The sequence below is a fragment of the Sphingobacterium sp. KH_072 genome (assembly GCF_057837975.1).
In genome coordinates this window covers 1668800-1692014 of the sequence record NZ_CM174457.1, presented here as the reverse complement: position 1 = coordinate 1692014, position 23215 = coordinate 1668800, and the positions used below count along the sequence as shown (strand labels likewise).

Here is a 23215-nt window from a genome sequence, read left to right as displayed (position 1 = left end):
AAATGGCAAAACAAGGCAAAGCATGGCCAGCAGGCTACAAAAAAATACAATCTACCAAGGTTGATAATTTCATGGTTTCAGACAAAGACACTAAGGAGATTGGCTACATCGATCGGAATGAATTGGTCAACAGTATTGAAATAACAGGCGAGCTTATAGACCCTATCGCTCCAGGTACGGCGCAAGCTCCCGCAGTTATTCCAGCAGGACCAGCAGGACAGAAGCGGAAGTTTACACCGGCGCCGGGGTTTTATCAAGGATTTCCAGAGGTGACCAGTGATAAGAGGTGGGAGTTCTATTGGAACGGTACGCCTCCTTGGCAGATGATAGATCTAGGTGCTCTACCCGATAAAACTAAAATCGTTTCTTCTACTGCAAAAATAGATTGGTCGGTCAGTGAACCAGTTGTCTCCGAAAAGGGTAATCTCTTAGTTGCTACAAAGAACACCAATCAGCCACCGGTTGAAGAATCGATGGAATGGCGCGAAGTGGGTGCGGATCGCAGTATGTATGCAAAAAATGAAGATGATTCAATCTACACTCTAACGGACAATGATGGAAATATTTTGCTCAAAATTGATAAAGATGGCATTGTCTCGCTCATGGATTACCCCGATTTGTTACACTATTTTCAGACTCTCTCTCTGGGTGTGGATTCAATTGATGACAAATTAGGAGACTCATTAACCGACGAGGACTATCATTTATTATTGACTGATAATAATGGAAATACCCTAATAAGAATTGATAGCGACGGAAATCCGACTGTTGGTAACATCGACCTTAAGTCCCTTAAAGACATTGTCAATGCATTGGCTTTTAAGACCGACAACGCCCAAGGTGTTGAGGTGGACAATCCCTATACATCGGGGGTTTTATTATCCAATTCCAATTCGACCAAAGAAGCGAGAAATTTATTCTATAATCTAATAGCTATCGGACAAAGTGATAACGTTATAATTGGTCAACAATCCGCTAATACGTTAGGTTTTGGTCGTTCAATAACCGATCCAAGCCAGTCCGATGTAAAGGCTATTGCCGGGCAAATGCCTGCATTGATTGGCTATGATATAGGATGGATTGAACGTCAGAGTGGCAATGTTTGGCTTGATGGGTCAGTAGCCAAGGTTCTCGATGCGATTAAGTACAACTATGATAACGGTCTTATTACTACAATTTCGTGGCACACAAGAAATCCAATTGATATATCGTTAGACCAAAAAAATAGAGATGCCTCGGGTGCAATAGTAGAAGTCGGTAACACCGTTGCTAGAATCCTTACTGACCCCGTTGTGGCTAAGACTTATTTTTCCTGGCTGGATATGATCTGCGAGTTTTTCGATTCATGCGTAGGTTCAGATGAAAAGAAGATTCCGATTCTATTTAGACCATTTCACGAATGCACCGGCGATTGGTTTTGGTGGGGAGTAGGAATGTGTAGTGATGAGGAATACAAGGCGCTTTTCCGTGTTACTTGGGAATATGTAACTAAGACACGCGGCGTTAATAACCTAATTTGGGTGTACAATACCGATAAAGTTTATTCAACTGCTGAATTTGAAGCTCGCTATCCTGGTAATCAATATGTAGATCTTTTGTCATTCGACTTTTACGACTCCGAAAATTATACATCCACTCAATTGGAGAGCTTGCTGACCACTTGTATCTCAGCAATCGCCAACAGTGCCGATAAATTTAACAAGGGATTCTTTTTGGCTGAATGTGGTCTGCGGAAATATACGAGCAACAGTTACTTTACCGATAAGGCTATTAAATTCTTTGATCGCCGTCTGATTAGCGCATCCTTCTGGTGTAACACGGCAGACGTGTATTATTTGCCATACGTAGGAGGAATTGGCGAAAATAACTTTGGAACCATGTTAGCGCAGAATCCTAATATGATCCTAGAAAACTCAGTCAAACAATTAAACTTATACAATTAATCGAAATGGGAATTTTAGTTAAAGCAAATAGAAACTTATTATCAAACAAAGGACTGTTCCAAGACGGGAAATTAGTCTTTGAGTTGTTAAAAAACAACGATACTGGGCGCTTGTATAGCTTGTCGTATCTAGCACTTACTAATGCTGTAATGTCTTTCAAAATTGAAGGTGGTAATTTCTTTAATTCTGCTGGTACATCAAATTTGGGTACCGAGGTGTTCATAACTTCAACAGCTAACACCACAGCCAATAAAGTTTTTTTTAAAATTGACATCGACGGCCAGATCGCAATGGGCGGACAGTTGAGTAGGCTTCTGTCAATGGGTCTTACAGATAACACGTCTTTCTTCAATATTGAAGGCGCTATTACTGATATTACGAAGACCTCTCACATGTTGTTCAACGTAATCCAAATGCCATACTTAGACGCTTTGGTGGCTTCTGTAAATAATCGCGTTGTGTTCAATAACATTACGATCCCTTACGGCAATTCGCTAACCTTCAAAAATAGCAATCTAAAAGTGTTTCGTTGGGATATGTCAAGCGCCCCTTTTTTGGCAAATTACGCCTTTCTTCCGAAGTTGTATGGCCGATTTTCTACCGGTGAAGGCTTGTTAAATCTTATTATCGTAAACGTCCCTTATCTGGATATGTCGTTAGACGGTGGCAATATTAGGGGCTCTTTACAGTACGACATTCGTAATAATACAAATCTAACAGTCAATTGTAATTATGTAGACTTGTCTCAAGCAGCTACAACAAACATCCTTATGGAAGGTAATAAGAAAACTACTATCTCTGGTTCCTTAAACTCCCTGCCAGAGTCATTATCATTCCTCCAGATAGATGCTGACTATACAGGAACTTATAGTAGTAGGAATTGGGGGATGACTATGAACACCTTTTCTTTTAGAGGGTCAGGACTAACGACTGCCATGATTGATCAATTATTGATTGATTTGGCACGCGTAGCAACGTGGACTGGTTCTCGTGTTGTCAGGCTAAAAGGTGCGCGCTCAGCGACTAGCGATACGGCTTTGTCTTCATTACAATCAAAAAATGTAACGGTAAGTTTCTTGTAACACCAACTTAACCCTAATCAAAAAATACGAGGTCGAGTAGTAATGAGAAAGATAAATAGAATAGTCCTGCATACTACTGCAGGTATAAAAGAGGAGGAACTATGAAAACATCAGCAAAGGGCTTAGCCCTAATCAAGAAATACGAGGGATTCTACAGTAAACCTTATCTGGATCCTGTGGGCATCCCAACTATTGGCTATGGAGTAATCCGATATCCAAACGGTAAGCGCGTAACAATGAAGGATCCTGCAATGACCGAGAAGCAAGCAAGTGACATGCTTGCGAAATTACTTGAGCAGACCTACGAGAAGGATGTAAACCGCTTGGTGAAATCTAAATTGAACCAAAACCAGTTCGATGCGCTTGTAAGCTTCACTTATAACCTTGGCGGTACCAATCTTGGTAATTCTACTTTGCTCCGGAAACTCAATGTTAATCCCAATGATCCGACGATCAGATCGGAATTTCCCAAATGGAATAAAGCCGGTGGGCGCGTATTGGCAGGATTGACGCGCAGGCGTAATGAAGAGGCACAATTGTACTTCACTCCAACGGCTGGTAATAGTATTGTGCCAGTGAAGCTAACTACTGCAGATGTGAACTTGCGCCAAGGTGCAGGAACAAATCACACCGCTATCCGTGTGCTACCGCGCGGCACAGAGGTAAATGTATTATCAACTTCCGGCGATTGGAGTGAGGTGTTTATCTGCGAAACAAAGCAAAAGGGTTGGGTTCATTCTCAATATGTAAACTAAATGAAAACAGAAGAGCAAGGCAAACAGCCAACTTTCATGCAGATTGTAAAGCATCCGGTAACCTATGCGCTTATAGTGGTAGTTTCTGTGTTCTGGTATGTGCTTTACTACGTAACTGACCGTAGTGATACGCACACCAAGCAGATGACCGAGATGCAAGACAAACTGTACAAGCAGATGATCGAGGAAGTCCGCAAGCAAGTAACACCTGCAGTAGATAAAGTGAAGGAAGCGGCTATTAAAGTCGATAGCGCAGCAGTAAAGGTAGACAGCGTTGCTCAACAACAGAAAGGGAAAAGCAAATGAAATGGTTAATTCTAATTGCGCTCATCGTCACAGTTGGCGATGAGCCGCAGAGCAGACCAGTACCTACGCAAAGCATTGCCCAGCCTTTGGATGAGCTCGTGCCGTTACTGGATTCGCTGTCTATCAAATTAACAGATGTATCAACTAAGATTGAAAAGTTATGATTAAAGTAATATTAATCGCGTTGGCATGCCTAATGTTATCGAGTTGTGGCATCTTCCGGAAATCCAAGCGATCGGAAAAGACTTTGGATAAAGTGGAGTCTACTAAGGATGTTAAGGTGAGCACAGATGTTAGTGTGAAAGAGACTGGCAAGGTGGAAGAGAATACGCGAGTAGTGAGTTCAAGTGATAGCCAGACGACGGTATATCCGAAGTCGGGTGCCCAGACTACTATTGCTCCAGATGGCACCATCACCACCGAAGCGGATAGCGTAGTTCAGAATACCAAACGGCAAACGGACGAAGCTAGAAATATCGTTGGGGAGGTGACCCGCTCTTTAGATCACAAGAAAGATAGCGTCGAGCAGGAAGGGAAGAAGGAGGAACAGCGAAAGGAAGAGAAGGAAAGTGAAAGCAAACCCAGCTTCTGGGGGATATGGGGAATGTGGATTGGGATTGCGTGTGCAGTGGTTATTGTGATTGGTTTTTTGATGTGGCGATTTCAGGTTTGAAATATTAATTCACTTAATAATTATTAGATGATGTGTATTATATTTGTTAGCCATAAAACATTAAATTATGATACCACTAATTCATTCTATAGATAAGTCGCTGGAAACCGAAAATTGGTTAGGTGCATTATTCGTAGCTTTAACATTGCCTGATATAGCTGGTAAAATAGATAATCCAGATAAGGGTTCTAATTTTCGATATGCTAAATGGTTCGAAACGTATTGTGGTGATAAATATAAAGTAGAAATTGGAGGTGTGACACATGTATTTTTAAGTGGAAATGATTGTTATGCATTGAGATGCTCATATTTACATGAAGGACATTCTAAAATTGACCATCAAAGGGCTAGAGATGTGCTAGATGATTTTCAATTTAACACGCCTGATCCAGCTAAAGGATTTATACATAATAACAAATTTGGAAATAGTCTGCAGCTACAAATCGATACTTTTTGCTTAGACATCCGTGATGGAATAGTACATTGGTTAGAAAGCTTAGATGAAGAGAGTAGAAAGCTTTTAAATGAATCTCTTCATCTACAACCAATCTTCACCTAAAATATGCAATTATTTGGGATTCGTTTTCTATAAATTTGAATTAAAAATTTTTAGCCTTGGCCGCCTCTCTAAACTCCAATAGCCACTTCCATACAGCAGATCTTAATAATTCTCGTTCATAACGTTTGACAATATCAAACTGAACAATCACAAATGTATTGACGTCAACAATAACAGCTCTGGTATTAACTCTGATATTAGGAGAATATTCTTTGTTCATTAATTCATCTTTGAGTTGGTCTGGTGTAATTTCCAAACGGCAATGTTAACATAATACTTTTAGATTTTATGATGCTAATCATATATATTTGCTAATATTATTAGTAAATATATGTCAAGTAAAGAACAGTTCATACCATTGTGGCATCGTAAAGAGCCAGAAGTGATAGAAGTGCCTAGTCACATTCTTGCTACCTATAAGAATGCACACGTAAATGGCTGTTGGATATATGATTCGAAAGACCGTAAATTCTATACGCCATTAGAATTCATTGATCAATGGAAAAAGATCTATTCGGGTTTAGATCACGATAAGCCGAATCCAAAATTAAAGATAATGAATCCAATGGCCGCAGTTCGCCAGCGCGCCCAATGGGTGAAGCGAGCAAGCGAAGAGTTACAAGCCGTACTTGAGAAGCTAGAAAAGTATAATGCTTCGTTTGAGCGGAAAACTAAGTGATGAACTAAATCCCATCTATAATGTCTGACAAGTATTTTCGATTAACTTCCAAGTCATTTTCTAAGTTAATTATACCATCAATTACCTGTGGTACGAATCTATTATATGTAATTTGATATGAAGAATTCGGTATCATCAGGTACAACTTACCATCGTATTTAGTTCTGAGATTTAGTAGATCGCCATCTTGTAGAAGTTCAATATTTACAAAGAGGATCGAGATATTTTGGGATTTGAGAATCTGACGTATGTGCAGCAAATTTATTGCTTTAAAAACTTCAATATCACTCCGACACTCCCTAACAATATTACTAATGCCGCGGATTGTCAACTTTTTTGTTTCGGCAAATAATACTTTCAAAATCAGTGGATTATATCGTTGGTCAAAGGTGAACATTAATATCTATACTTTGGGCAGTAGATATACCTTAATCAATAGCATAAATACGTCAGTTATTTACATCTCTGCTAAACTCGCCTAGACACTCTGCCTTGAACTTAAATAATTCATCATTTATCTCAATAGTAATATCATGATATTGACGATTTTGAGGGGCTTTTTTTATATGTCACCCTGAATTCCTTTTTTCGGAAGTGGCTGTATGATAGTACATAAGTAGTATATTTATATATAAAAAAAGCTACATATGCGCTTCGTAAAATTAAGATCCTATATCCTACGCAGATTGCGTAGTCAGGGTTATAATATTCTCCGGTCTACTTCACTAATAAGTAGTAAGAACCCGTCTTGGTATCCAGATATCGTGGATCTGGAAAAATTCCTACATTTGGATAGTGAGGGTGTGCAAAACCTTAGCGTGTCTTCGAATAAAACACACTTGCTTGTTATTGCTGATGCTTTGGATAATATTCGGGACGAGGATCTGATTGGTGAGGTGTGGGTGTAGAGTGAAACCGTGAAATTACTGATTATAAAATCACGTACCACTTAATTCCAATAAGTCCCGTTCAATCCTAAAATAGCTCCAACCCAAATAGAAATAGCCAACAATAGCGCTCCCAGTCCTATAAGCAACCACTTTGGAAGCATATGCTGCAAGTATCTAGTTGAAAGATAATACAACGCCCCACCAACCGCGCCCGATAAGGGAATGATAACTAGTGGTTTTATGAACCAAAAAAATCCCCAGTCATCATTATGTGGTGTATTGCCGTATATAAAGGGGCTAACTAAGATAATACCAAGGGCCGCCCCAAACATCATCTTAGTTTTGAGATCTGCGGAACTGATCGGAAATATCCTTCTACGTGTCATATTAGCTCATAATTTACACTTTGAATATACGATAAAATTTATCTTATATTAAATGGATGCCGAATATGAATGCGATGTTAACACAGTTTGGGCATCATCATGAATGGATTAAGTAATTGGTTTGACGTATTTGCCCCACTTTAGCGTACTACCTTTTATCGGATCATATTGGCATAGTGTTAGCCGGCTTTATTACTATGAAACGACCTAAAATATTTAGATCATGGAGCAAGCGGCAATACTCGGCGTTTATATGGTTTTTCCTTTTGCCAATGGGGATTTATATTCTCGGAAGGCTTATTATTTTGATTGTATTATTGTTGGATAACCAATAAAGTAATTAGATAGTTAACACCAATCGAACGGTATTAAGTTTTCATTTTACCCACCATGACCCCCAAATGAAACATCGTCTTAGCTCCAAACTTTGCACGTATTGCGACAAGATTTTTTTCAATTGAACTTAGGCTGTGCGGTTTGATGCCTTCAGTATAGAACTCTTCGGCAATCTCTCTTTGAGATTTATAATACTCCCCAAATATTGGACAGCTGATTAAATTCGATAATTTAACAGTTGAAAATGAAAAAAGAGCGTAGAAAATTCAGTCCGGTTTTCAAGACCAAAGTAGTCTTAGAAGCCCTTAAAGAAGTTAGTACCATGCAGGAACTTGCTTCCAAATACAGCCTTCATCCCACACAGATCACCGCTTGGAAACGGGAATTTCTGGAGAAAGCTGACACGGTGTTCGGTTCAGAGAAACCTACACAGAAAGAAGAGTCTAAAGAGAAAGAACTTTATTCCAAGATTGGTGAACTTCAGATCCAAGTTGATTTCTTAAAAAAGGTATTGGGGAAATGAGCATGATTGAAAGGCGCGGACTTGTTTCCCCAGGATATAAACCGCTAAGTATTGTGGGGCAGTGTAAGCTGCTGAATCTTCAGCGTAGCTTCTATTATTTCAAGCCTAAAGGTGAATCCTTGTTGAATCAGTCCATCATGAAGCTAATTGACCGCAAGTTTCTGGACTGTCCATTTTACGGTGTGGAACGGATGACTGCGTATCTCAACAAAGATCTAGGGTATCGTATAAATGCCAAGCGCGTACGGCGTTTATATCGGCTAATGAGCCTTCGGACCATTTACCCAAAGAAGAACCTAAGTAAAGCAAATGCAACACATTACAAATACCCGTACTTACTCAAAGGCTTAAAGATAGAGCGGCCAAGCCAAGTTTGGCAGGCCGACATCACTTATATTCCTATGTTTAGAGGCTTCATGTATATGTTCGCCATTATAGATGTGTATAGTCGAAAGATTGTGGGGTGGAGTATCTCTAATACCATGACGGTGGAATGGTGCAGGGATGTGCTGTTGGAAACAATAGCAGAGCACGGCACTCCTGAAGTATTCAATACCGATCAGGGTTCACAATTTACCAGTCCGATCTTTACCAAAGTCCTCAAGGATAATCGTGTGAGTATATCAATGGATGGAAAAGGAAGAGCGCTGGACAACGTGTTTATCGAAAGGTTCTGGAGGTCATTGAAGCAGGAATACATTTATTTGAACCCACCTAACGGTGGCATGGAGTTATTCCAAGGTGTGAAACGGTATGTCGAATTTTACAATACGGAAAGAAGACATCAGTCTATGGACCATTTTACCCCAAATCAGGTATTCTATCAAAATAATAAAAAAGTGTCGTAAATAAACTTAAGTTTGAACTATTGCTGTCCAGCAAAAAGGGAGTACTATAATTTCCCTTCGCTTAATTTCATGATCAGCAGTTTTTCGAATTTAGTTAGTGTGGGCATGGTGTGAAGGTAGGGAGAAATAAAACACAGAATATTCTAAATTTGCAAAAGAGCACCTACTTGTTATAGCAGATGTTTTGGATAATATAAGTGAAGAGGATTTGATTGGGGAGGTTTGGGTATGAGAAAACACACCAAATCAAAATTTCTAACAAAAACAGATTTAAAACACTAGTAATAGTCTACAATTTTGCTTTCTTCACTAATTGTAAAAACTTCAGGAATTGTCAACTTCAAAATTTCCTTCCCTTGACTGTCCATAGTTTTTGATATTAAAGAGTCGTCTATAACTGCCATAGAATCGATTTCAGATGTAATTAATGGAAATATTACACTTAAATCTTTTTGGTCATCTACTTTTACAACACCACTTAATTGAATTATACCAAACGTGGACCATTTATTTCTAATTTCAAATTCTTGATCATCCAAAGATTCTAAATCAGCTTGCCTAATTTCTGATCGTTCAAGGTGTAACTTACAGTGGCCAACTATTTTTTTGTCAATAACAAAGTCTTTTGCATTTAGTATATCCAATACGTGTAAGACTAGTTTATCTTTGTTAAGAGTCTCGGCGTCTATTGTTACTCCAATTTTATGCTTTAGTGAATCAATAGATTTAACAAAATCTCTTACAATTTCCTCAGCATCAATTTCAGAACCTGGGGCTAGTAGACCAATACACTCACTCACTAAAGTCAGATTCTTTGATGTACAAAAATCTTTATTTAGTTTTCCTTGAAAATTATCAGGCAATAATTTCTTAAAGATATTATACGCCTGGTCTCTACTAATTCCCAATTTTGAATTTACATTTTCATAGATTGGTTTCCTTTTTAACGCAAGAGTTAAAAGTTTTTTGAAGTAATAAGGAAAAATTGTGTCTTCTGATAAAGCAGGAGAATCTTCCATTTGATAATTCGTGAAGAATAACATTCGATAAAACATGTATGAAATTGCATCATGTAGAGTACCTTTTGTTTTCCCCTCAGAGTGGTTTATAAAGTCACCAAGCTCCCTTGTAAATGTTTCATGACCAACATAAAATCTTAAGTTAGTCAGTAAAAGTTCCAGATCTTCGGTTCCATAGTTCCCACTGTTAATTTTATTTACGGCTGATTCGATCTTTAATACAGTTCTTTTATTCATTAGTAATTATAAGGCCATTGGTTTGTAGCTGCCTGCAAAATACATATTTTAAACCGTTAATTACATTGAGCACGACTTGCTAACAGATTATTACAATAATACCAAACAACCGAAAAATTAATTTAATCCGTGTACGCGACCCATGATCGCAGCTCGCGTAGTCAATAAATTCCATTTTAATCTGCAACAGTGGATCTTTGATCCACTCCATCGATGCTGGGTAAGTACGCTTTCCAACTTGCCGACGTTTATCATTGTATTTACTGATATTACATGTTATCACTCATATTACTGATACTAGCCAATTCCTCTGGTCAGTTCATTTTGCTTTGGCGCATCACCACGATATTGTGTGCATTGTAATGGCCGCTGTGAAAAGTCATCACCTTTGCCGATAGCTGCGCCAAATCTCTGACCGTGCATCCGCACAAGCTTGCTACCTCAACATGAGACATGCCCATGCCGTGTAGTAGTTCAAGTGCGGATGCTGCTTCTTTAACTGTCAAAATTTTCCCTTCCTTCTAATTTTCCTACCTTTGAAATTATGATGCACATATATCTTCTTATTGCTTGTATATTCATTTCATCCGCATACAAACAACATAAAAGAGGCAACTAATTTTATGCGATTAGCATATCAAACAAAGTCGGTACAGATAACTTGTATTCTAAGGCTTTCAGGTAAAATAATCCGTCATCGTAGTAGTTCGGGTTTAATTCCGCTGAAACCTCCCTGCTGGTAATTTAGTTAGCACTCTGAAGCTGTTCGTAAATCTTGCGCACCTGACCGATGTTGCGAGCAACTAGTTTCTGTATATCCTCATTGTATTCCGAAGCTTTGTTGTGTAATCCTCGAGATTGGACGATCTGCATTTCCTTCAGTGATAACTCGACAGTCTCAACCGGCACGCCTTTCACGAGCGCGCTAAAGATTAAAGAATCTTGCTTCTTGAAATATTCACCAGTAAAAACGCAGTGATGATGTACGCTACTTTCTTTGACAAATTCCTGAACTGATTCCAACACCTTCACGGTAACATCACCGCTAACGAAACATAGGCCGAAGAAAGCCTGCTTATCTTTTAGGTACTGCGCTTCGTTTTCCTTTGCCCTTGCGATCTTTCTAGCTTCTGATTGGCGCCTATCTATCTCACGCACTTTCCTGACGTAGCGATCATGTTCTTTGGTGAGATTTTTAGGGCAAACGTATTTTGGACTATGGAGATCCTTTCCGCAGCGTGCCAGTAGTCCCAGGTAATCGTAATACATTTGCGCATCCTTGACTTTATACTTATTGCGTATGCAGATTTTGATTGAATCCCAGAATCTATAGGCATAGCCATTACCTCTTTGTATCTCTTGAAAGAACATAGAAGACTGGCCGACTTTGAGCAAAGTCTCGGCACGGTTGTTATTTTCAATACGAGTAAAGAATGTATACGGAGAAACCCAGTGCAAATCGCCTTTAAATCCGAGCTTCTTAAACACAGGCAAAACCTTGTAGCCAGTACATACTTTGTCAACACTGTATTGATAGCTGTAGGCATCTGCATTTCGTCTTACTTCTAAATTACCAGTGAACGAATCATTGAAGCTATTACGCATTTTAGCTACGATATGATGTTTGCCTTCAACATCGAAAAAGTGCTGATAAATTTCATCGATGAAATGGCGAACGGGTTGACCTGCGCGGTGGTGACCGTAGATCTCGACAGTTCTTGATACTTGGATGCCCTCAATCACATCAAGTATCGCCATAAACCTGCGCTGACTGAACTTTCGTTTTCTGGTGACCTCGATGGTAAGCTTTGTATTACAATGCGGACATGCGCAGCGTTTGCGCGTGGTAGTGTCCTCAAAAAATTCTCCGCAATCCATACAGGTGATGCCCTTTTTCGATCGATGGCCAATATGGTCTAATATTTTGCTATAAGCGAATTCTTCTTGCTGTTTACTGATAGGGGGAAGGTTCTTGCTCAATCCCCAAATGCGATGTTGTATTTTCGTTTTTGGTTGCATAGCTAAAATATGGTTAATTGATTTTTAGATATAGTTGGATCATCCTTTTTAATCGGCTTTTTGGCTTTCGCTTGTTGCACCGGCTTTTCCGAAGGTGCTGGCTTTTCAATACTGCGATTGACAATCACTTTACCGCTGATAGGCTTGCCGACTTCGATCTTTTCCTCATCGTAGTAGTGCATGGCCATGCCGAAGATCTCGTCATCTGCAAAGCCCATTTTGCCTGAAGACTTCACGGTATTTAAGATGTAGGTGATGCAGTGCTCGATCTTTTTTTCGGGATTAGCGAAGGACTTGGCGAAATTGCTGTCGGTATTGGCTAGACCAGTTAGGTGACTTTGAATGATGTTCTTGAATGCGTCTGTTACTTGCATGATGCACCTCCCTTAACTAATTCCAAAACATCCTCTGATGCTTCCACTTCTTCAAGCCATGAGACGTAGCCAATGTCAAGAAGATATTCTTGCTGATTTGCTATATCTTCAATTCTGTAGATGTGCTTTACAGAGCAATTGTCTATAAGCACTACTTTTTGCAAACGACGTGGCGTGCTCTTGGTAACGACCGGCATACGCTCAGCGATTGGTACTTCTATGTATATTTTAGGCATTGGTAGAGTCTCCTTTCAGTCTTTGGATTTCTTTATTGGCAATACGTAGCGCTTCCTTCATTTGTCGAAACTTCCCGATGTATGATGCTTTTGAACGCCGTAAGCTTTCGATTTCCAATTGACGATTGTTAGCTAATGTCCTGTAATATTCTAGATCTCGTTCCAACTTTAAACGATCGACGCACATCTTTTCGGTAGCATCCGCTATACGAAGTATGGCACCTAGCTGAATTTGATCAATGTTCAATTGCCCGCCGCGTCCATCTTGATCATCTTGACCCCATCTAGTGCGTGATTCGTCTCTATAATCTTTAAATGCCATTGGTTGCCTCGCTTTCTTTTTTAAGATATGATTGTAGTTTCGGCAGAAAGTTGCTTAGCCAAACATTTACTTCTGGCGTTTCGGTCTCAATGAAATCCCATGGTTCGCATTGTAATTGGGAAATCATATCTTTCCATTCGGTTTGATGCATTGACTTATCCATATAGATTACAGGATCCAAATTCATCATAACATCAATAAAATGATTCTTATCTCTGCATTCATTCTGAATTGAATTAAGTTCAGTTCTCAGCTCTTTGTCGGCTTCAACATTCATCCAGAATTTCCAATCGGTGTAATCGCGGATATGTCGTCGAACATTACGCATAGTCTTTTTCATATCAATAGGTCCATCGCTATCACGTGCGCCAAGTTTTCCTATAAGATATCCGATACTTATCTTTTGAATGAATTTTGATAGGTCATATCCTTCGCCCATTGAACCCCAATAATACGACACGTTATGATCGTAGTCATCATCGGAAATAATGATTTTACCTTTTCCATCGGCATAGTCCTGTAAGACTACATCGCAGGTGCCAATTCGTATGATTCGATTACTCTGCATCTTTTCCTCCTTTCCCCTTCACCAGCTTAGCCAGATAAGGTGATGTGAATAATTCTATTTCCTCTCGTTCAGGTGCTATATCATAGATACCTGGTGCCAATTCGATAGCCGGCGCTTCGATCTGATCGAGCGCTGAAATGGTTTCTTGATTTCTCATGATAGCATTTCGATGAAAAGGGTTAGCATTCTTACGCTATTTATCCGATCGAGGTGATCTTCTTTATTGCTGTGTATAAGCAGTACTTTGGCAAATCCAACAACGCATAACGTGCCTAGCTGAGTTTCTAAGGAATGGTATTGCTCGTTTGTATTCGACCATGCATATCCACGGTCAGTGAAGCCAAGTTCACGAAGTGCGTATGGATGAAAGATATTATTCGCTGCTCTACCAGTAGCTTCTACCGGTCGCGGCTTGATTTGATTTGTGTAATTTGCTGTGTTCATTTCTTAAAGTTTTGAAATGGTCACTCGCAAAATCGGGGAGGTCTAATCGGCGAATAGCGGAATAATCGTTTGAGAACTCATATTCGCACCATCCTGATCTTATAAGCCGTTTGACACCATCTGAAAATCCTTTCGGATCCTTAATAGCCAACTTGCTTATGGCAATCGTTTCGCCAACTTTAATCGTCATCAATTTTTTGAGAACCAGTTTGTCATAGTCAAGCCTCATAACATTTTAATTGTGACGTACTGATGCAAATGTATAAACATGTCGTGACATGTCAAAATAAATTAAGATAATTTTTGTGACGGTAGGGAGGTAGCAACGAAAAAAGCATCACTAAAATTAGTGATGCTTTTAACCAAAGACTTATAAATGACTTACATAAGATAAGTCTTTTTGCCGCAAGTTCCTACTAGATAAGGGCTTACAAACATATTTGATTTATTAAACAGAAAAACTCTCTCCGCAGGCACAGGTGCGTGAAGCATTGGGATTGTGGAATTCAAAGCCTTTGCCACCCAGACCATCGGTGTAATCCAACTCTGTACCGGCCAAATATAAATATGATTTGATGTCCAAACAGATTTTTACGCCGTTATCTTCAAAAAACTGGTCGCCTTTTTTCTCCTCGTTATCGAAATCCAATTTGTAGGAAAGTCCAGAGCAGCCACCACTTTCTACTGCAACGCGAACAAAGTATGAGCCATTGTACTGCTCATCTTGTAAAATTTCGTCAATCCGTGCTTTTGCTTTCTCTGTGACCGTCACCATGGTATACCTTTATTAGTGTTTATACAAATAACCGTAATTTTTAGAAAAAATACAATGCAGTGTCGTTTGATTTGTGTCATTTCATCTTCAAAAGTTTTCTATCACATATCATCAAAACTTATTTTGCTGAACAAGAATACCTTATTGTAATAATTACAACACATTAAACGGAATTAACGATTTTTAATAAATTTTAACCTGCCGATTTCGTAAATTGTCTTCAAGTAGTCAGTAAAAGGATTTATTACTTTAAATAGAGAAAGATATGACAACAACTTTAATTGAGAAAGAAGAGATTGAGAAATACAAATTTGTTCCTGCTGAAGTGGATCGTACTGTAGAATTTGCATCTAAATTATCCGATGCGCTACGTTTGGGGAACGAGTTTAAATCAAAAACAGCCATGACATTTATGACAGAAGATGGTCCAAAACGGGTTGAAACCACCGTATGGTCATTGACGGAAAAATACATTGTATTAAAAGCGAGCGTATTAATTCCTATGCGTTCATTAATTGATATCAGTTACTAACAAATACAAATCCACTAAATCAACACTGATTTTAACATAAAATGCACAAAATACTTGTAGCCCTTGCTACGTTTGGGCTTACGTCTTGCGCATTTGCGCAAACAGATACCACCATGATGCGCGAAATATATCGACAATCGCTCACCAATGGAGAAGCATACGATGATTTACGTTATTTGACAAAAGAAATCGGCCACCGAATTGCTGGTTCGGATCGCGCGGAGAAAGCCGTGAAATGGTCCGAATCTTTGATGAAGACATTACCATTTGACCGCGTCTATTTGCAAAATGTCATCGTACCATACTGGGATCGCGGCACGCCGGAGAAAGCCATCGTGCAAGACAGCAAAGATACCTTGCAAGTATTAGCTTTGGGTGGTTCTGTCGGCACACCGCAAGGTGGATTGGAAGCCGAAGTCCTCGAAATAGAATACTTGTCGGAATTGCAAGATCATGGCGAATCTGTGCAAGGCAAGATAGTTTTTGTCAATAAACCCTGGGACGAATCGTTGGTAGAAACCGGCATGGCGTACGGATTGAATACCGCACAACGTAGTCGCGGTCCAGCCGCCGTTGCAAAATTTGGGGGCGTGGCATATCTATTTCGTTCATTGTCCTCGTCTACGCGTGATGATTTTCCGCATACTGGCGGCACGAGATATGTGGAAGGAATTGATAGCATTCCGGCGATGGCCATTTCCGTCGTGAGTGCCGAGCGTTTACATACCGCGTTGCAGCAAAATCCGAAAGCAAAAGTGTATTTGGAGCAACATTCGGGATGGAAAGATCCTGTGCAAACACATAATGTGATCGCCGAATGGCGAGGTACGGAAAAACCAGATGAAATAATCACTATCGGCGGCCACATCGATTCTTGGGATGTGGGTGAAGGGGCGCACGATAACGGCACCGGCACGATGGGAACATTAGATGCGATTCGTACACTCATGAACTTGGGGTACAAACCCAAACATACGATCCGACTCGTATTCTATATGAATGAGGAAAATGGCGTACACGGTGCAAGTAGATATGGCGAATTAGCGGCTCAAAACAAGGAAAAAATAATAGCGGCAATTGAGAGCGATGCCGGAGGATTTGCACCACGTGGTTTTGATATCAAAGCTTCTCGTGAATCTGTAGACTGGATTCAAGCAACTTGGAAACCCTTGTTCGAGCAGCAATATTGGGTTTCGCGTTTCTTGCAAGGTAGTCCGGGGGTAGATTCTGGTATTTGGGCCGAGCAATTTCCAAATACCGTGATGTTCAACTTCCGTCCAGATCCGCACCGTTATTTTGATTTACACCACACGGCTAAAGATGTCTTTGAAGCGGTGGATCGACGCGAACTCCAATCTGGTGTGGCGGCGATTGCTTCCTTGTTATACCTTGTGGATACACAAATAGATCAATTACCTAAATAGCTTACTGCGATGGTGGAACTCATGAAGGCAATTAAGTTGGACTATACCAACGACTCACCGCAAATGAGTTGGGAAAATGTGCCTTATCCACATCCAACCGCAGAAGGACAAGTGCTTATTCGTGTAAAAGCGGCCGGCATCAATCGTCCAGATATTCTGCAACGTGATCGCCTATACGAACCGCCCGCGGATGCTTCCCCAATTTTAGGATTGGAAGTGGCTGGCGTGATAGAACAGGTTTTTGGCGAAAGCCAATGGCAGCCGGGCGATGAAGTCTGCGCGCTGACGCATGGCGGTGGCTACGCCGAATATGTTTGGGTAGATGAGCGGCATTGTTTGCCAAAGCCCGAAGGTTGGTCTTTTGTAGAAGCGGCTTCCTTGCCAGAAACGTATTTTACTGTGTGGTTCAATGTCTTTATGCAGGGCGAATTGGGTCGCAGCGGCACAGAGACGTTATTGGTACATGCAGGCGCAAGCGGTATTGGCGTAGCGGCCATACAAATGGCCAAAGCGCTTGGTCATCGCGTGATCATCACCGCGCGCAAAGAAGCGCAATTGAACTTGTGCAAAGAAATTGGCGCCGATGCGGCCGTGCTACTGGATGATGAATGGATTGCGAAGGTGAAAGCCTTACGCGGATCCGTACAAGTAGTATTGGATATGTTGGGAGAGAAAACATTTCCCGGAAATATCCAAGTACTAGGCAAGAAGGGAAGATTGGTCTGGATTGCCTTCCTCACGGGTGCTAAGGTCACCGTAACTATTCCTCAAATGATGGAAAAGCAAATCCGTGTGACTGGCAGTTTTCTCCGTCCGCAATCCTTCGATGTAAAGGCCAAAATCGCCGGCGGTTTGCGGAAGCATATTTGGCCACAAATATCCTCTGGGAAAATTAAGCCCATCATCGAAAAAACGTTTCCTATTCAAGACGTACACCAAGCACACGCTTGGTTAGAAAAAGGTGGTCATATCGGTAAGATTGTACTCACATTTTAACTACTAAAATCTTACGTCATTTCTATCTAATGATCTGCGCAAATTTCCCTTCAACCGATAGTAGTTATTTCAAAAATTGTATATTGGCCGCATTCTACCGAATACATGAAAGAAATTTCGAACGATCATCTGAAAAGATTATGGGATCAGGTCTGTCTCCAAGACGATTTGAAATCGTTTGAGCTGTTGTTTTATCAGCTAAATCGCAATTTGCTGATTTTTTGCGATACGATCATTCACAACGAAGCTGCCGCCGAAGAATTAGTTTCCGATCTATTTGTGCATGTTTGGAATAATCGCGCCACGCTAGCGCATGTACTCGCGCCGCGATCTTACCTATATGCCGCCGTCAAAAACAAATCATTAAATTATCTCAAGCAATTTTCACATTTACAATTGCAGGTGGACCTTTCCGACAATGTCAAAGTCATGGATAGCACAGATCCCAATACGTTGCTGGAGCGTAAAGAGTTTTTTGCCAAGATTGATAGTATCATTGCCCGATTACCGACACAGACCTTATTAGTATTTCGATTGGTGAAAGAGGATGGTATGAAATACCATGAAGTGGCCAAGCTCCTCAACATCTCTCCACGCACCGTGCAGACGCACATGCGTTTGGCATTTCAGAAAATATCTGGTCTGTTAAAATCTTTTGTAGATCGCGATAAAGCCCGTTTATCCAATAAGTTTTATTCGTTGGCTGGCCTAATTTCACTTTTTTTCCAGAATTTTTAAATTTCTTCTACGCCTTTTTGTTGGAAATGTTGTCATACGCTTGGAAAGGCTTCCTATGGCCACCTATGATATTCCATGCAACAAGAAAGATTTGAGTATTTAGCCAGCAAACAGTTGGGAGATCAGCTCAGCGAAGAGGAGTCGCAAGAGTTTGATGCGTTGGTACAACAGCATCCGGATCTGCTCAAGCAATATCGGCTGTTACAGCAGTATTGGTTGGACAAACACAGCCAGAATCAACGCGATCGGGAACTCTTTCAAAATGTGTTGCAACGCATCGAGCAGAGCGACTTACCACGCAAACACGGTTTCCAGAAGTTATGGATGCCGGTGGCACTTGTCGCTAGTTTGTTATTGGCCGTAGGCCTGTTTATATTTTATTATGGCGGACCAGAAGAGCATAAATTTGCGGCCGATCGCAAACAGCAGAAAGTCATCTTAGATGATGGTACTGAAGTCATCTTAAATTACAAAAGCACCTTATATTATCCGGATAAATTTGCAGACGAAATCCGAGAGGTAACCGTGGTAGGAGAGGCATTCTTTCGCGTGGCGAAAGAACACGATCGTCCATTCATTGTCCATACCAAAAATGCGATACTGAAAGTACTAGGAACCAGCTTCAATGTCCGTGCATATCCAGATGAAACTACGACGGAAGCCAGTTTGATCGAAGGTGCGTTAGAAGTGACTGCTCAGGACAAACAGGCAACGCCCATTCTCCTAAAACCAGCGGAAAAAGTTGTTATTTCCAATCATCAACCCCAGAAAATAGCTTCACGCGGAAGAATCGCACCTAAAAAATTAAAAATTACCTTTTTCAAACCGACTGACGTGCAAGCGGTAGAGACCACTTGGCTAGAGAATAAGTTGGTGTTTAAAGACCAAACCTTCGCCGAATTGGCCAAAGCGCTGGAACGCAAGTACGATACGCCCATCGAATTTACAGATGCTAGCTTAGCCAAGCTGCGCTTTACGGCGCGATTTGAGCAGGAGAATTTAGAAGAAATTCTCTCTGCCTTGCAGCTGGCAGCCACATTTCAATACCAGATCTATGATAATCGGATCAGCATATCCAAATACTAACCAAGCCTAATCATAATGAGAATTTCTAAACACCCCACATAAAATGATGAAAGCTGCTAGGCAGCTTCCATCGCGTATAATAAAACAAACAAGAATCGGGTCAGCATTTGCCGATGCTGGCCTTTATCCAATTCGTATTAAATTTATGATTTTTTTTCAACACCCAAGTGGTGCTATCAGAAGGCATGGGCTTCGCCAAAAGTTCATGACTAAGCAATTGATTGTGCTTTTTATGGTGCTTCTGCACTTGCAAAGTTATGCCAAGGTGCAGGCGCAAGACAAGATCACCCTGCAACGTCGGGCGATATCTATTACAGAGTTTTTGCAAATTGTAGAAACGAAGACAGACTATCGCTTTGTCTTTAATCAGGAGGTCTTAGCCAGCAAAGGAACGGTTAATGTCAATGCTAAAGACGAATCTGTCACCTCGGTGCTCCAAAAAGTATTGGGCGCCAAAGGAATTTCCTTCACAGAAAAGGAGAGCAACTTAATCGTGATTAACAATCCGGCGGCTCAGCAACGCGTTTCTGGCGAGGTGAAAGATGCCGAAGGCAATGCCTTAGTCGGCGTTAGCGTGCGTATCAAAGGTACCGATCGTGGTGCATCGACCGATCAGAATGGTGGTTACACGTTGGAAGTAACCAACGGGGAAACCTTGACGTTCTCTTACATCGGATTTCAAGGTGCAGAAGTGCGCTACACCGGACAGCAAACGATCCAAACTACGCTCGAGGTTGCTGCCGAAGGATTGGACGAGATTGTCGTAGTCGGTTATGGTACACAACGCAAAGTGAACTTGACAGGTTCGGTTTCTACGGTGAAAGCAGAAGATATCGACCGTCAGGTCGTGGGTCAATCTACGCAGGCCTTACAAGGACTATCTGCAGGTTTAACAGTCACGAACGGCAGTGGACAACCAGGTCGCGATCAAGGAACGTTGAATATCCGGGGTGTAGGTACGCTGAATACAAGTAGTCCTTTAATTCTAGTAGATGGTATTCGCTATGATAATTCCATCAGTTTGAACGATATTGATGCGAGTGACATCGAGAGTATTTCGGTATTGAAAGATGCAGCAGCTGCATCCATTTACGGTGTTCGCGCAGCGAATGGCGTTATCTTGGTAACGACCAAACGCGGCGCACAAGGCGGTACGCAAGTAACGTATGGCAACTATTTTGGTTGGCAAGAGGCGATTCGCACACCAGACTACGTTGGTGCGCAAGATTTTATGCGGTTAGTAAACCAGTTGAATACCAATGTAGGTAATAATGCGGTGTACAACCAAGATCGTATCAATGCTTATAATGATCCGAATCGCGATCCAAATCAATTTCCAGACAACTACTGGTACGGCGATATTCTGACAGGTTCGGGCTTTCAACAAAAGCACAGTATGTCATTAGCTGGTGGCAATGAAAAGAATAAATACCGTTTTTCGGCCAACTACTTTGATCAGGCAGGTTTGGTACGCAATATGGACTTCAATCGGCTAACGGTACGGTTGAATACCGATTTCAAAATCTCCGATAAGTTGAATTTCAACGCGGATATCTCCGGTCGTTTATCTGGTACAGATGAACCACAGGCATCAGACGGTTCGGCTTGGTTCCAGTTTGGTCAAGCATCCAAGATCAATCCTTTAGAATCTGCTAAAGATGAGAATGGTAACTGGCGTGCGCTCCGTGGAGAGCACAATGTATTGCGTTTGCAGGAAGAGGGCGGCATATTTTCGAACAACGACCGTTTGTTTACCACCAATTTTCGGTTAAACTATTTACCGGTGGAAGGATTGACGTTGAGTGCGGTGGCTTCCAACAATTTCCAGAACCAATACCTCACCAATCACACGAAACGTTTCAATTATTCCAACGCTTCATCGCCGATTGGCCGTGATCAAATCACGAAGAATGCAATCGGTTACATAAACCAAAATTACCAAGGTTTGGCGGAGTACACGAAAGTGATTAATGATCATGATTTTAAAGTATTAGGTGGTGCATCTTATCTAGGGCAACGCACCGACGATTTGTTGGGTACGCGCTTTGACATGCCCAATAATAATTTGACGGAGATCGACGCCGGTTCAGAAGCGACGCAGCTAACGAGAGGTACTGCCCGTGAGTACAACTTGGTGTCTTTCTTCGGAAGATTGAATTATGCGTACAAAGGTAAGTACTTAGTAGAAGCCAATATCCGTCGTGATGGTTCATCTCGTTTCTCACAAGGACAACGTTGGGGCTGGTTCCCATCTGCATCCGTAGGCTGGCGCGTTTCTGAAGAAGCCTTTATGCAAGATGTGACCTTCATTCAGGATCTGAAAATCCGTGGATCGTATGGTCGTTTGGGTAATGATGCGATCGGCGATTATCCATATCAGTCGAATTACATCTTACGCAGTTACCCTTTTGGCGGTATCCTCAACCCAAGTACGGGCTTGCAGATTTATCCAAACTCAGGACTTACTTGGGAAACGACAGACATTGCTAACATCGGTTTGGATTTTACGCTATTTAATCGCTTGAATGTAACCTTAGATGTCTTCGATAAGCAAACGAACGATATCTTATTGCAACTACCTATTCCGGAAGCAGTAGGATTGGAAGCGAGTTTCCAAAATGCGGCTTCGGTACGCAACAGAGGTTGGGAACTGACTATGAATTACAATCATCCAGTGAACGAAGATTTTCGCTTCAATGTAGCGTTAAACCTTTCTGACGTGAAAAATGAAATTCTTGATTTGAAAGGAACGGATTTCAACTCCACAGATAATAATGGTCTCAACCTAGGTAACTATGTTGGGCGTCCGATTCTAAGTTATTACGGTTACTTGGTAGACGGAATTTATCAAAATGATGCGCAAGTTGCGAATTCTACTACCTTATCTGGACAAGTTGGTCCGGGTGATTTAATCTATCGTGACATTAATGGCGATGGCGTTTTTGACAATACCAATGACTTTACTTACTTGGGAAGTAATATTCCACGTCTTAACTATGGTCTTACTTTAGGTGCTAATTATAAAGGATTCGATTTCAGTGCATTCTTCCAGGGTGTGGCCAAAGTAGATATCAATACCTTAAACTTAGAAAGAGCGCCAATCAATCAAGATGGTAATTTCCGTTCGAATTGGTTAGATGCTTGGACGCCAGAAAACATGGGTTCTGATTATCCCCGTCTAACGCCATATGCGACCAACTATCAGCCATCTCAGTTTTGGGTGCAAAGCGGTGCATACCTACGTCTAAAGAACGTTACGTTAGGTTATAAACTACCTAAGAGCGTGATCGGTGATTCATTCATCCGTAATCTCCGTGTCTTTGCTGGCGCGCAAAACTTATTCACTCTTACGTCACTTCCAAATGATTTAGATCCAGAGTCGCCAAACGACAACCGATACTATCCGCAGGTGCGTACTATTTCGTTTGGACTTAATGCTAATTTTTAATTGTAGAATCGAATCAA

General features: G+C 41.0%; 29 protein-coding genes. 17 read left to right on the top strand and 12 right to left on the bottom strand.

The window, feature by feature from the left end; all coding sequences use genetic code 11:
• The first annotated feature begins 2 nt into the window (after window positions 1–2).
• The 7 genes from AC3IRT_RS07885 to AC3IRT_RS07855 all read left to right on the top strand — a co-directional run bounded on the left by AC3IRT_RS07885 (window position 3) and on the right by AC3IRT_RS07855 (window position 5318).
• Complete coding sequence (locus AC3IRT_RS07885; protein ID WP_489395848.1) at window positions 3–1943, top strand: glycoside hydrolase family 26 protein; 1941 nt, start codon at window positions 3–5, stop codon at window positions 1941–1943.
• A gap of 5 nt (window positions 1944–1948) precedes the next feature.
• Window positions 1949–3025, top strand: a complete 1077-nt coding sequence (locus AC3IRT_RS07880) for a hypothetical protein (protein ID WP_489395847.1) — start codon at window positions 1949–1951, stop codon at window positions 3023–3025.
• A 101-nt stretch (window positions 3026–3126) separates the two neighbouring features.
• Window positions 3127–3780, top strand: a complete 654-nt coding sequence (locus tag AC3IRT_RS07875; protein ID WP_489395846.1) for a glycoside hydrolase family protein — start codon at window positions 3127–3129, stop codon at window positions 3778–3780.
• Entirely contained in the window at window positions 3781–4086 is a 306-nt protein-coding gene (locus tag AC3IRT_RS07870; protein WP_489395845.1) for a hypothetical protein, read from the top strand.
• Window positions 4083–4250, top strand: coding sequence for a hypothetical protein (locus tag AC3IRT_RS07865; RefSeq protein WP_489395844.1), 168 nt, complete (start codon window positions 4083–4085; stop codon window positions 4248–4250). Before AC3IRT_RS07870 ends, AC3IRT_RS07865 begins: the two co-directional genes overlap by 4 nt.
• Entirely contained in the window at window positions 4247–4759 is a 513-nt protein-coding gene (locus AC3IRT_RS07860) for a hypothetical protein (protein ID WP_489395843.1), read from the top strand. The genes AC3IRT_RS07865 and AC3IRT_RS07860 overlap by 4 nt, the downstream gene beginning before the upstream one ends.
• Before the next feature lie 67 nt (window positions 4760–4826).
• Window positions 4827–5318 (top strand): hypothetical protein, encoded by a 492-nt coding sequence (locus AC3IRT_RS07855; RefSeq protein WP_489395842.1) that lies wholly within the window; start codon window positions 4827–4829, stop codon window positions 5316–5318.
• Between the two features lie 40 nt (window positions 5319–5358).
• Here AC3IRT_RS07855 and AC3IRT_RS07850 read toward each other — a convergent pair whose 3' ends face one another.
• Window positions 5359–5574 carry a DUF6965 family protein gene (locus tag AC3IRT_RS07850; protein ID WP_489395841.1) on the bottom strand — a complete coding sequence of 72 codons (216 nt, stop codon included), beginning with the start codon at window positions 5572–5574 and terminating at the stop codon, window positions 5359–5361.
• 75 nt (window positions 5575–5649) lie between these two features.
• Between AC3IRT_RS07850 and AC3IRT_RS07845 the strand changes: the two genes are divergently transcribed.
• Both AC3IRT_RS07845 and AC3IRT_RS07840 read left to right on the top strand, forming a co-directional pair.
• The gene (locus AC3IRT_RS07845) at window positions 5650–5997 is read left to right on the top strand and encodes a hypothetical protein (protein WP_489395840.1); all 348 of its coding nucleotides are present in this window, start codon (window positions 5650–5652) and stop codon (window positions 5995–5997) included.
• Between the two features lie 647 nt (window positions 5998–6644).
• Entirely contained in the window at window positions 6645–6905 is a 261-nt protein-coding gene (locus AC3IRT_RS07840; protein ID WP_489395839.1) for a hypothetical protein, read from the top strand.
• Between the two features lie 41 nt (window positions 6906–6946).
• Here AC3IRT_RS07840 and AC3IRT_RS07835 read toward each other — a convergent pair whose 3' ends face one another.
• The gene (locus AC3IRT_RS07835) at window positions 6947–7273 is read right to left on the bottom strand and encodes a hypothetical protein (RefSeq protein WP_489395838.1); all 327 of its coding nucleotides are present in this window, start codon (window positions 7271–7273) and stop codon (window positions 6947–6949) included.
• 580 nt (window positions 7274–7853) lie between these two features.
• Between AC3IRT_RS07835 and AC3IRT_RS07830 the strand changes: the two genes are divergently transcribed.
• Window positions 7854–8132 carry a transposase gene (locus AC3IRT_RS07830; protein WP_489393147.1) on the top strand — a complete coding sequence of 93 codons (279 nt, stop codon included), beginning with the start codon at window positions 7854–7856 and terminating at the stop codon, window positions 8130–8132.
• A complete protein-coding gene (locus AC3IRT_RS07825) occupies window positions 8129–8980 on the top strand; it encodes an IS3 family transposase (RefSeq protein WP_489393126.1) in 852 nt (283 codons plus the stop codon). Before AC3IRT_RS07830 ends, AC3IRT_RS07825 begins: the two co-directional genes overlap by 4 nt.
• Window positions 8981–9258: 278 nt before the next feature.
• Here AC3IRT_RS07825 and AC3IRT_RS07820 read toward each other — a convergent pair whose 3' ends face one another.
• From AC3IRT_RS07820 to AC3IRT_RS07775, 10 genes are all read right to left on the bottom strand, one after another.
• Window positions 9259–10236, bottom strand: coding sequence for a hypothetical protein (locus tag AC3IRT_RS07820; RefSeq protein WP_489395837.1), 978 nt, complete (start codon window positions 10234–10236; stop codon window positions 9259–9261).
• 297 nt (window positions 10237–10533) lie between these two features.
• On the bottom strand, window positions 10534–10659 hold the full coding sequence (locus AC3IRT_RS07815; protein WP_489395836.1) for a hypothetical protein: 126 nt from the start codon (window positions 10657–10659) through the stop codon (window positions 10534–10536).
• A gap of 321 nt (window positions 10660–10980) precedes the next feature.
• The gene (locus AC3IRT_RS07810) at window positions 10981–12255 is read right to left on the bottom strand and encodes a PcfJ domain-containing protein (protein ID WP_489395835.1); all 1275 of its coding nucleotides are present in this window, start codon (window positions 12253–12255) and stop codon (window positions 10981–10983) included.
• Window positions 12256–12257: 2 nt separating this feature from the next.
• A complete protein-coding gene (locus tag AC3IRT_RS07805; RefSeq protein ID WP_489395834.1) occupies window positions 12258–12629 on the bottom strand; it encodes a PcfK-like family protein in 372 nt (123 codons plus the stop codon).
• The gene (locus AC3IRT_RS07800; protein WP_489395833.1) at window positions 12620–12865 is read right to left on the bottom strand and encodes a hypothetical protein; all 246 of its coding nucleotides are present in this window, start codon (window positions 12863–12865) and stop codon (window positions 12620–12622) included. The genes AC3IRT_RS07805 and AC3IRT_RS07800 overlap by 10 nt, the downstream gene beginning before the upstream one ends.
• On the bottom strand, window positions 12858–13187 hold the full coding sequence (locus AC3IRT_RS07795) for a hypothetical protein (RefSeq protein ID WP_489395832.1): 330 nt from the start codon (window positions 13185–13187) through the stop codon (window positions 12858–12860). Before AC3IRT_RS07795 ends, AC3IRT_RS07800 begins: the two co-directional genes overlap by 8 nt.
• The gene (locus AC3IRT_RS07790) at window positions 13177–13755 is read right to left on the bottom strand and encodes a phiTE_072 family protein (protein ID WP_489395831.1); all 579 of its coding nucleotides are present in this window, start codon (window positions 13753–13755) and stop codon (window positions 13177–13179) included. The genes AC3IRT_RS07795 and AC3IRT_RS07790 overlap by 11 nt, the downstream gene beginning before the upstream one ends.
• Window positions 13745–13912 (bottom strand): hypothetical protein, encoded by a 168-nt coding sequence (locus AC3IRT_RS07785; RefSeq protein WP_489395830.1) that lies wholly within the window; start codon window positions 13910–13912, stop codon window positions 13745–13747. The genes AC3IRT_RS07790 and AC3IRT_RS07785 overlap by 11 nt, the downstream gene beginning before the upstream one ends.
• Complete coding sequence (locus AC3IRT_RS07780) at window positions 13909–14199, bottom strand: hypothetical protein (protein ID WP_489395829.1); 291 nt, start codon at window positions 14197–14199, stop codon at window positions 13909–13911. The genes AC3IRT_RS07785 and AC3IRT_RS07780 overlap by 4 nt, the downstream gene beginning before the upstream one ends.
• 448 nt (window positions 14200–14647) lie before the next feature.
• Window positions 14648–14974 carry a HesB/IscA family protein gene (locus AC3IRT_RS07775; RefSeq protein WP_489395828.1) on the bottom strand — a complete coding sequence of 109 codons (327 nt, stop codon included), beginning with the start codon at window positions 14972–14974 and terminating at the stop codon, window positions 14648–14650.
• Window positions 14975–15239: 265 nt separating this feature from the next.
• Between AC3IRT_RS07775 and AC3IRT_RS07770 the strand changes: the two genes are divergently transcribed.
• From AC3IRT_RS07770 to AC3IRT_RS07745, 6 genes are all read left to right on the top strand, one after another.
• Window positions 15240–15506 (top strand): hypothetical protein, encoded by a 267-nt coding sequence (locus AC3IRT_RS07770; RefSeq protein WP_489395827.1) that lies wholly within the window; start codon window positions 15240–15242, stop codon window positions 15504–15506.
• 41 nt (window positions 15507–15547) lie between these two features.
• On the top strand, window positions 15548–16930 hold the full coding sequence (locus tag AC3IRT_RS07765; RefSeq protein ID WP_489395826.1) for a M20/M25/M40 family metallo-hydrolase: 1383 nt from the start codon (window positions 15548–15550) through the stop codon (window positions 16928–16930).
• 21 nt (window positions 16931–16951) lie between these two features.
• Window positions 16952–17926 carry an NAD(P)H-quinone oxidoreductase gene (locus tag AC3IRT_RS07760; protein ID WP_489395825.1) on the top strand — a complete coding sequence of 325 codons (975 nt, stop codon included), beginning with the start codon at window positions 16952–16954 and terminating at the stop codon, window positions 17924–17926.
• A gap of 105 nt (window positions 17927–18031) precedes the next feature.
• On the top strand, window positions 18032–18664 hold the full coding sequence (locus tag AC3IRT_RS07755) for an RNA polymerase sigma-70 factor (RefSeq protein WP_489395824.1): 633 nt from the start codon (window positions 18032–18034) through the stop codon (window positions 18662–18664).
• Window positions 18665–18739: 75 nt separating this feature from the next.
• On the top strand, window positions 18740–19750 hold the full coding sequence (locus tag AC3IRT_RS07750; RefSeq protein ID WP_489395823.1) for a FecR domain-containing protein: 1011 nt from the start codon (window positions 18740–18742) through the stop codon (window positions 19748–19750).
• A 205-nt stretch (window positions 19751–19955) separates the two neighbouring features.
• Window positions 19956–23198 (top strand): SusC/RagA family TonB-linked outer membrane protein, encoded by a 3243-nt coding sequence (locus AC3IRT_RS07745; protein WP_489395822.1) that lies wholly within the window; start codon window positions 19956–19958, stop codon window positions 23196–23198.
• Window positions 23199–23215: the final 17 nt, after the last annotated feature.

Excerpts from the sequence above, each read along its gene's own strand:
- AC3IRT_RS07855 (WP_489395842.1), top strand. The coding sequence starts at position 4,827 with ATGATACCACTAATTCATTCTATAGATAAGTCGCTGGAAACCGAAAAT.
- AC3IRT_RS07745 (WP_489395822.1), top strand. The coding sequence starts at position 19,956 with ATGACTAAGCAATTGATTGTGCTTTTTATGGTGCTTCTGCACTTGCAA.
- AC3IRT_RS07770 (WP_489395827.1), top strand. The coding sequence starts at position 15,240 with ATGACAACAACTTTAATTGAGAAAGAAGAGATTGAGAAATACAAATTT.
- AC3IRT_RS07825 (WP_489393126.1), top strand. The coding sequence starts at position 8,129 with ATGAGCATGATTGAAAGGCGCGGACTTGTTTCCCCAGGATATAAACCG.
- AC3IRT_RS07815 (WP_489395836.1), bottom strand. The coding sequence starts at position 10,659 with ATGCACGGTCAGAGATTTGGCGCAGCTATCGGCAAAGGTGATGACTTT.
- AC3IRT_RS07840 (WP_489395839.1), top strand. The coding sequence starts at position 6,645 with ATGCGCTTCGTAAAATTAAGATCCTATATCCTACGCAGATTGCGTAGT.
- AC3IRT_RS07805 (WP_489395834.1), bottom strand. The coding sequence starts at position 12,629 with ATGCAAGTAACAGACGCATTCAAGAACATCATTCAAAGTCACCTAACT.
- AC3IRT_RS07860 (WP_489395843.1), top strand. The coding sequence starts at position 4,247 with ATGATTAAAGTAATATTAATCGCGTTGGCATGCCTAATGTTATCGAGT.
- AC3IRT_RS07880 (WP_489395847.1), top strand. The coding sequence starts at position 1,949 with ATGGGAATTTTAGTTAAAGCAAATAGAAACTTATTATCAAACAAAGGA.
- AC3IRT_RS07845 (WP_489395840.1), top strand. The coding sequence starts at position 5,650 with ATGTCAAGTAAAGAACAGTTCATACCATTGTGGCATCGTAAAGAGCCA.
- AC3IRT_RS07835 (WP_489395838.1), bottom strand. The coding sequence starts at position 7,273 with ATGACACGTAGAAGGATATTTCCGATCAGTTCCGCAGATCTCAAAACT.
- AC3IRT_RS07780 (WP_489395829.1), bottom strand. The coding sequence starts at position 14,199 with ATGAACACAGCAAATTACACAAATCAAATCAAGCCGCGACCGGTAGAA.
- AC3IRT_RS07795 (WP_489395832.1), bottom strand. The coding sequence starts at position 13,187 with ATGGCATTTAAAGATTATAGAGACGAATCACGCACTAGATGGGGTCAA.
- AC3IRT_RS07760 (WP_489395825.1), top strand. The coding sequence starts at position 16,952 with ATGAAGGCAATTAAGTTGGACTATACCAACGACTCACCGCAAATGAGT.
- AC3IRT_RS07775 (WP_489395828.1), bottom strand. The coding sequence starts at position 14,974 with ATGGTGACGGTCACAGAGAAAGCAAAAGCACGGATTGACGAAATTTTA.
- AC3IRT_RS07765 (WP_489395826.1), top strand. The coding sequence starts at position 15,548 with ATGCACAAAATACTTGTAGCCCTTGCTACGTTTGGGCTTACGTCTTGC.
- AC3IRT_RS07865 (WP_489395844.1), top strand. The coding sequence starts at position 4,083 with ATGAAATGGTTAATTCTAATTGCGCTCATCGTCACAGTTGGCGATGAG.
- AC3IRT_RS07885 (WP_489395848.1), top strand. The coding sequence starts at position 3 with ATGGCAAAACAAGGCAAAGCATGGCCAGCAGGCTACAAAAAAATACAA.
- AC3IRT_RS07875 (WP_489395846.1), top strand. The coding sequence starts at position 3,127 with ATGAAAACATCAGCAAAGGGCTTAGCCCTAATCAAGAAATACGAGGGA.
- AC3IRT_RS07800 (WP_489395833.1), bottom strand. The coding sequence starts at position 12,865 with ATGCCTAAAATATACATAGAAGTACCAATCGCTGAGCGTATGCCGGTC.
- AC3IRT_RS07830 (WP_489393147.1), top strand. The coding sequence starts at position 7,854 with ATGAAAAAAGAGCGTAGAAAATTCAGTCCGGTTTTCAAGACCAAAGTA.
- AC3IRT_RS07785 (WP_489395830.1), bottom strand. The coding sequence starts at position 13,912 with ATGAGAAATCAAGAAACCATTTCAGCGCTCGATCAGATCGAAGCGCCG.
- AC3IRT_RS07810 (WP_489395835.1), bottom strand. The coding sequence starts at position 12,255 with ATGCAACCAAAAACGAAAATACAACATCGCATTTGGGGATTGAGCAAG.
- AC3IRT_RS07790 (WP_489395831.1), bottom strand. The coding sequence starts at position 13,755 with ATGCAGAGTAATCGAATCATACGAATTGGCACCTGCGATGTAGTCTTA.
- AC3IRT_RS07750 (WP_489395823.1), top strand. The coding sequence starts at position 18,740 with ATGCAACAAGAAAGATTTGAGTATTTAGCCAGCAAACAGTTGGGAGAT.
- AC3IRT_RS07820 (WP_489395837.1), bottom strand. The coding sequence starts at position 10,236 with ATGAATAAAAGAACTGTATTAAAGATCGAATCAGCCGTAAATAAAATT.
- AC3IRT_RS07755 (WP_489395824.1), top strand. The coding sequence starts at position 18,032 with ATGAAAGAAATTTCGAACGATCATCTGAAAAGATTATGGGATCAGGTC.
- AC3IRT_RS07870 (WP_489395845.1), top strand. The coding sequence starts at position 3,781 with ATGAAAACAGAAGAGCAAGGCAAACAGCCAACTTTCATGCAGATTGTA.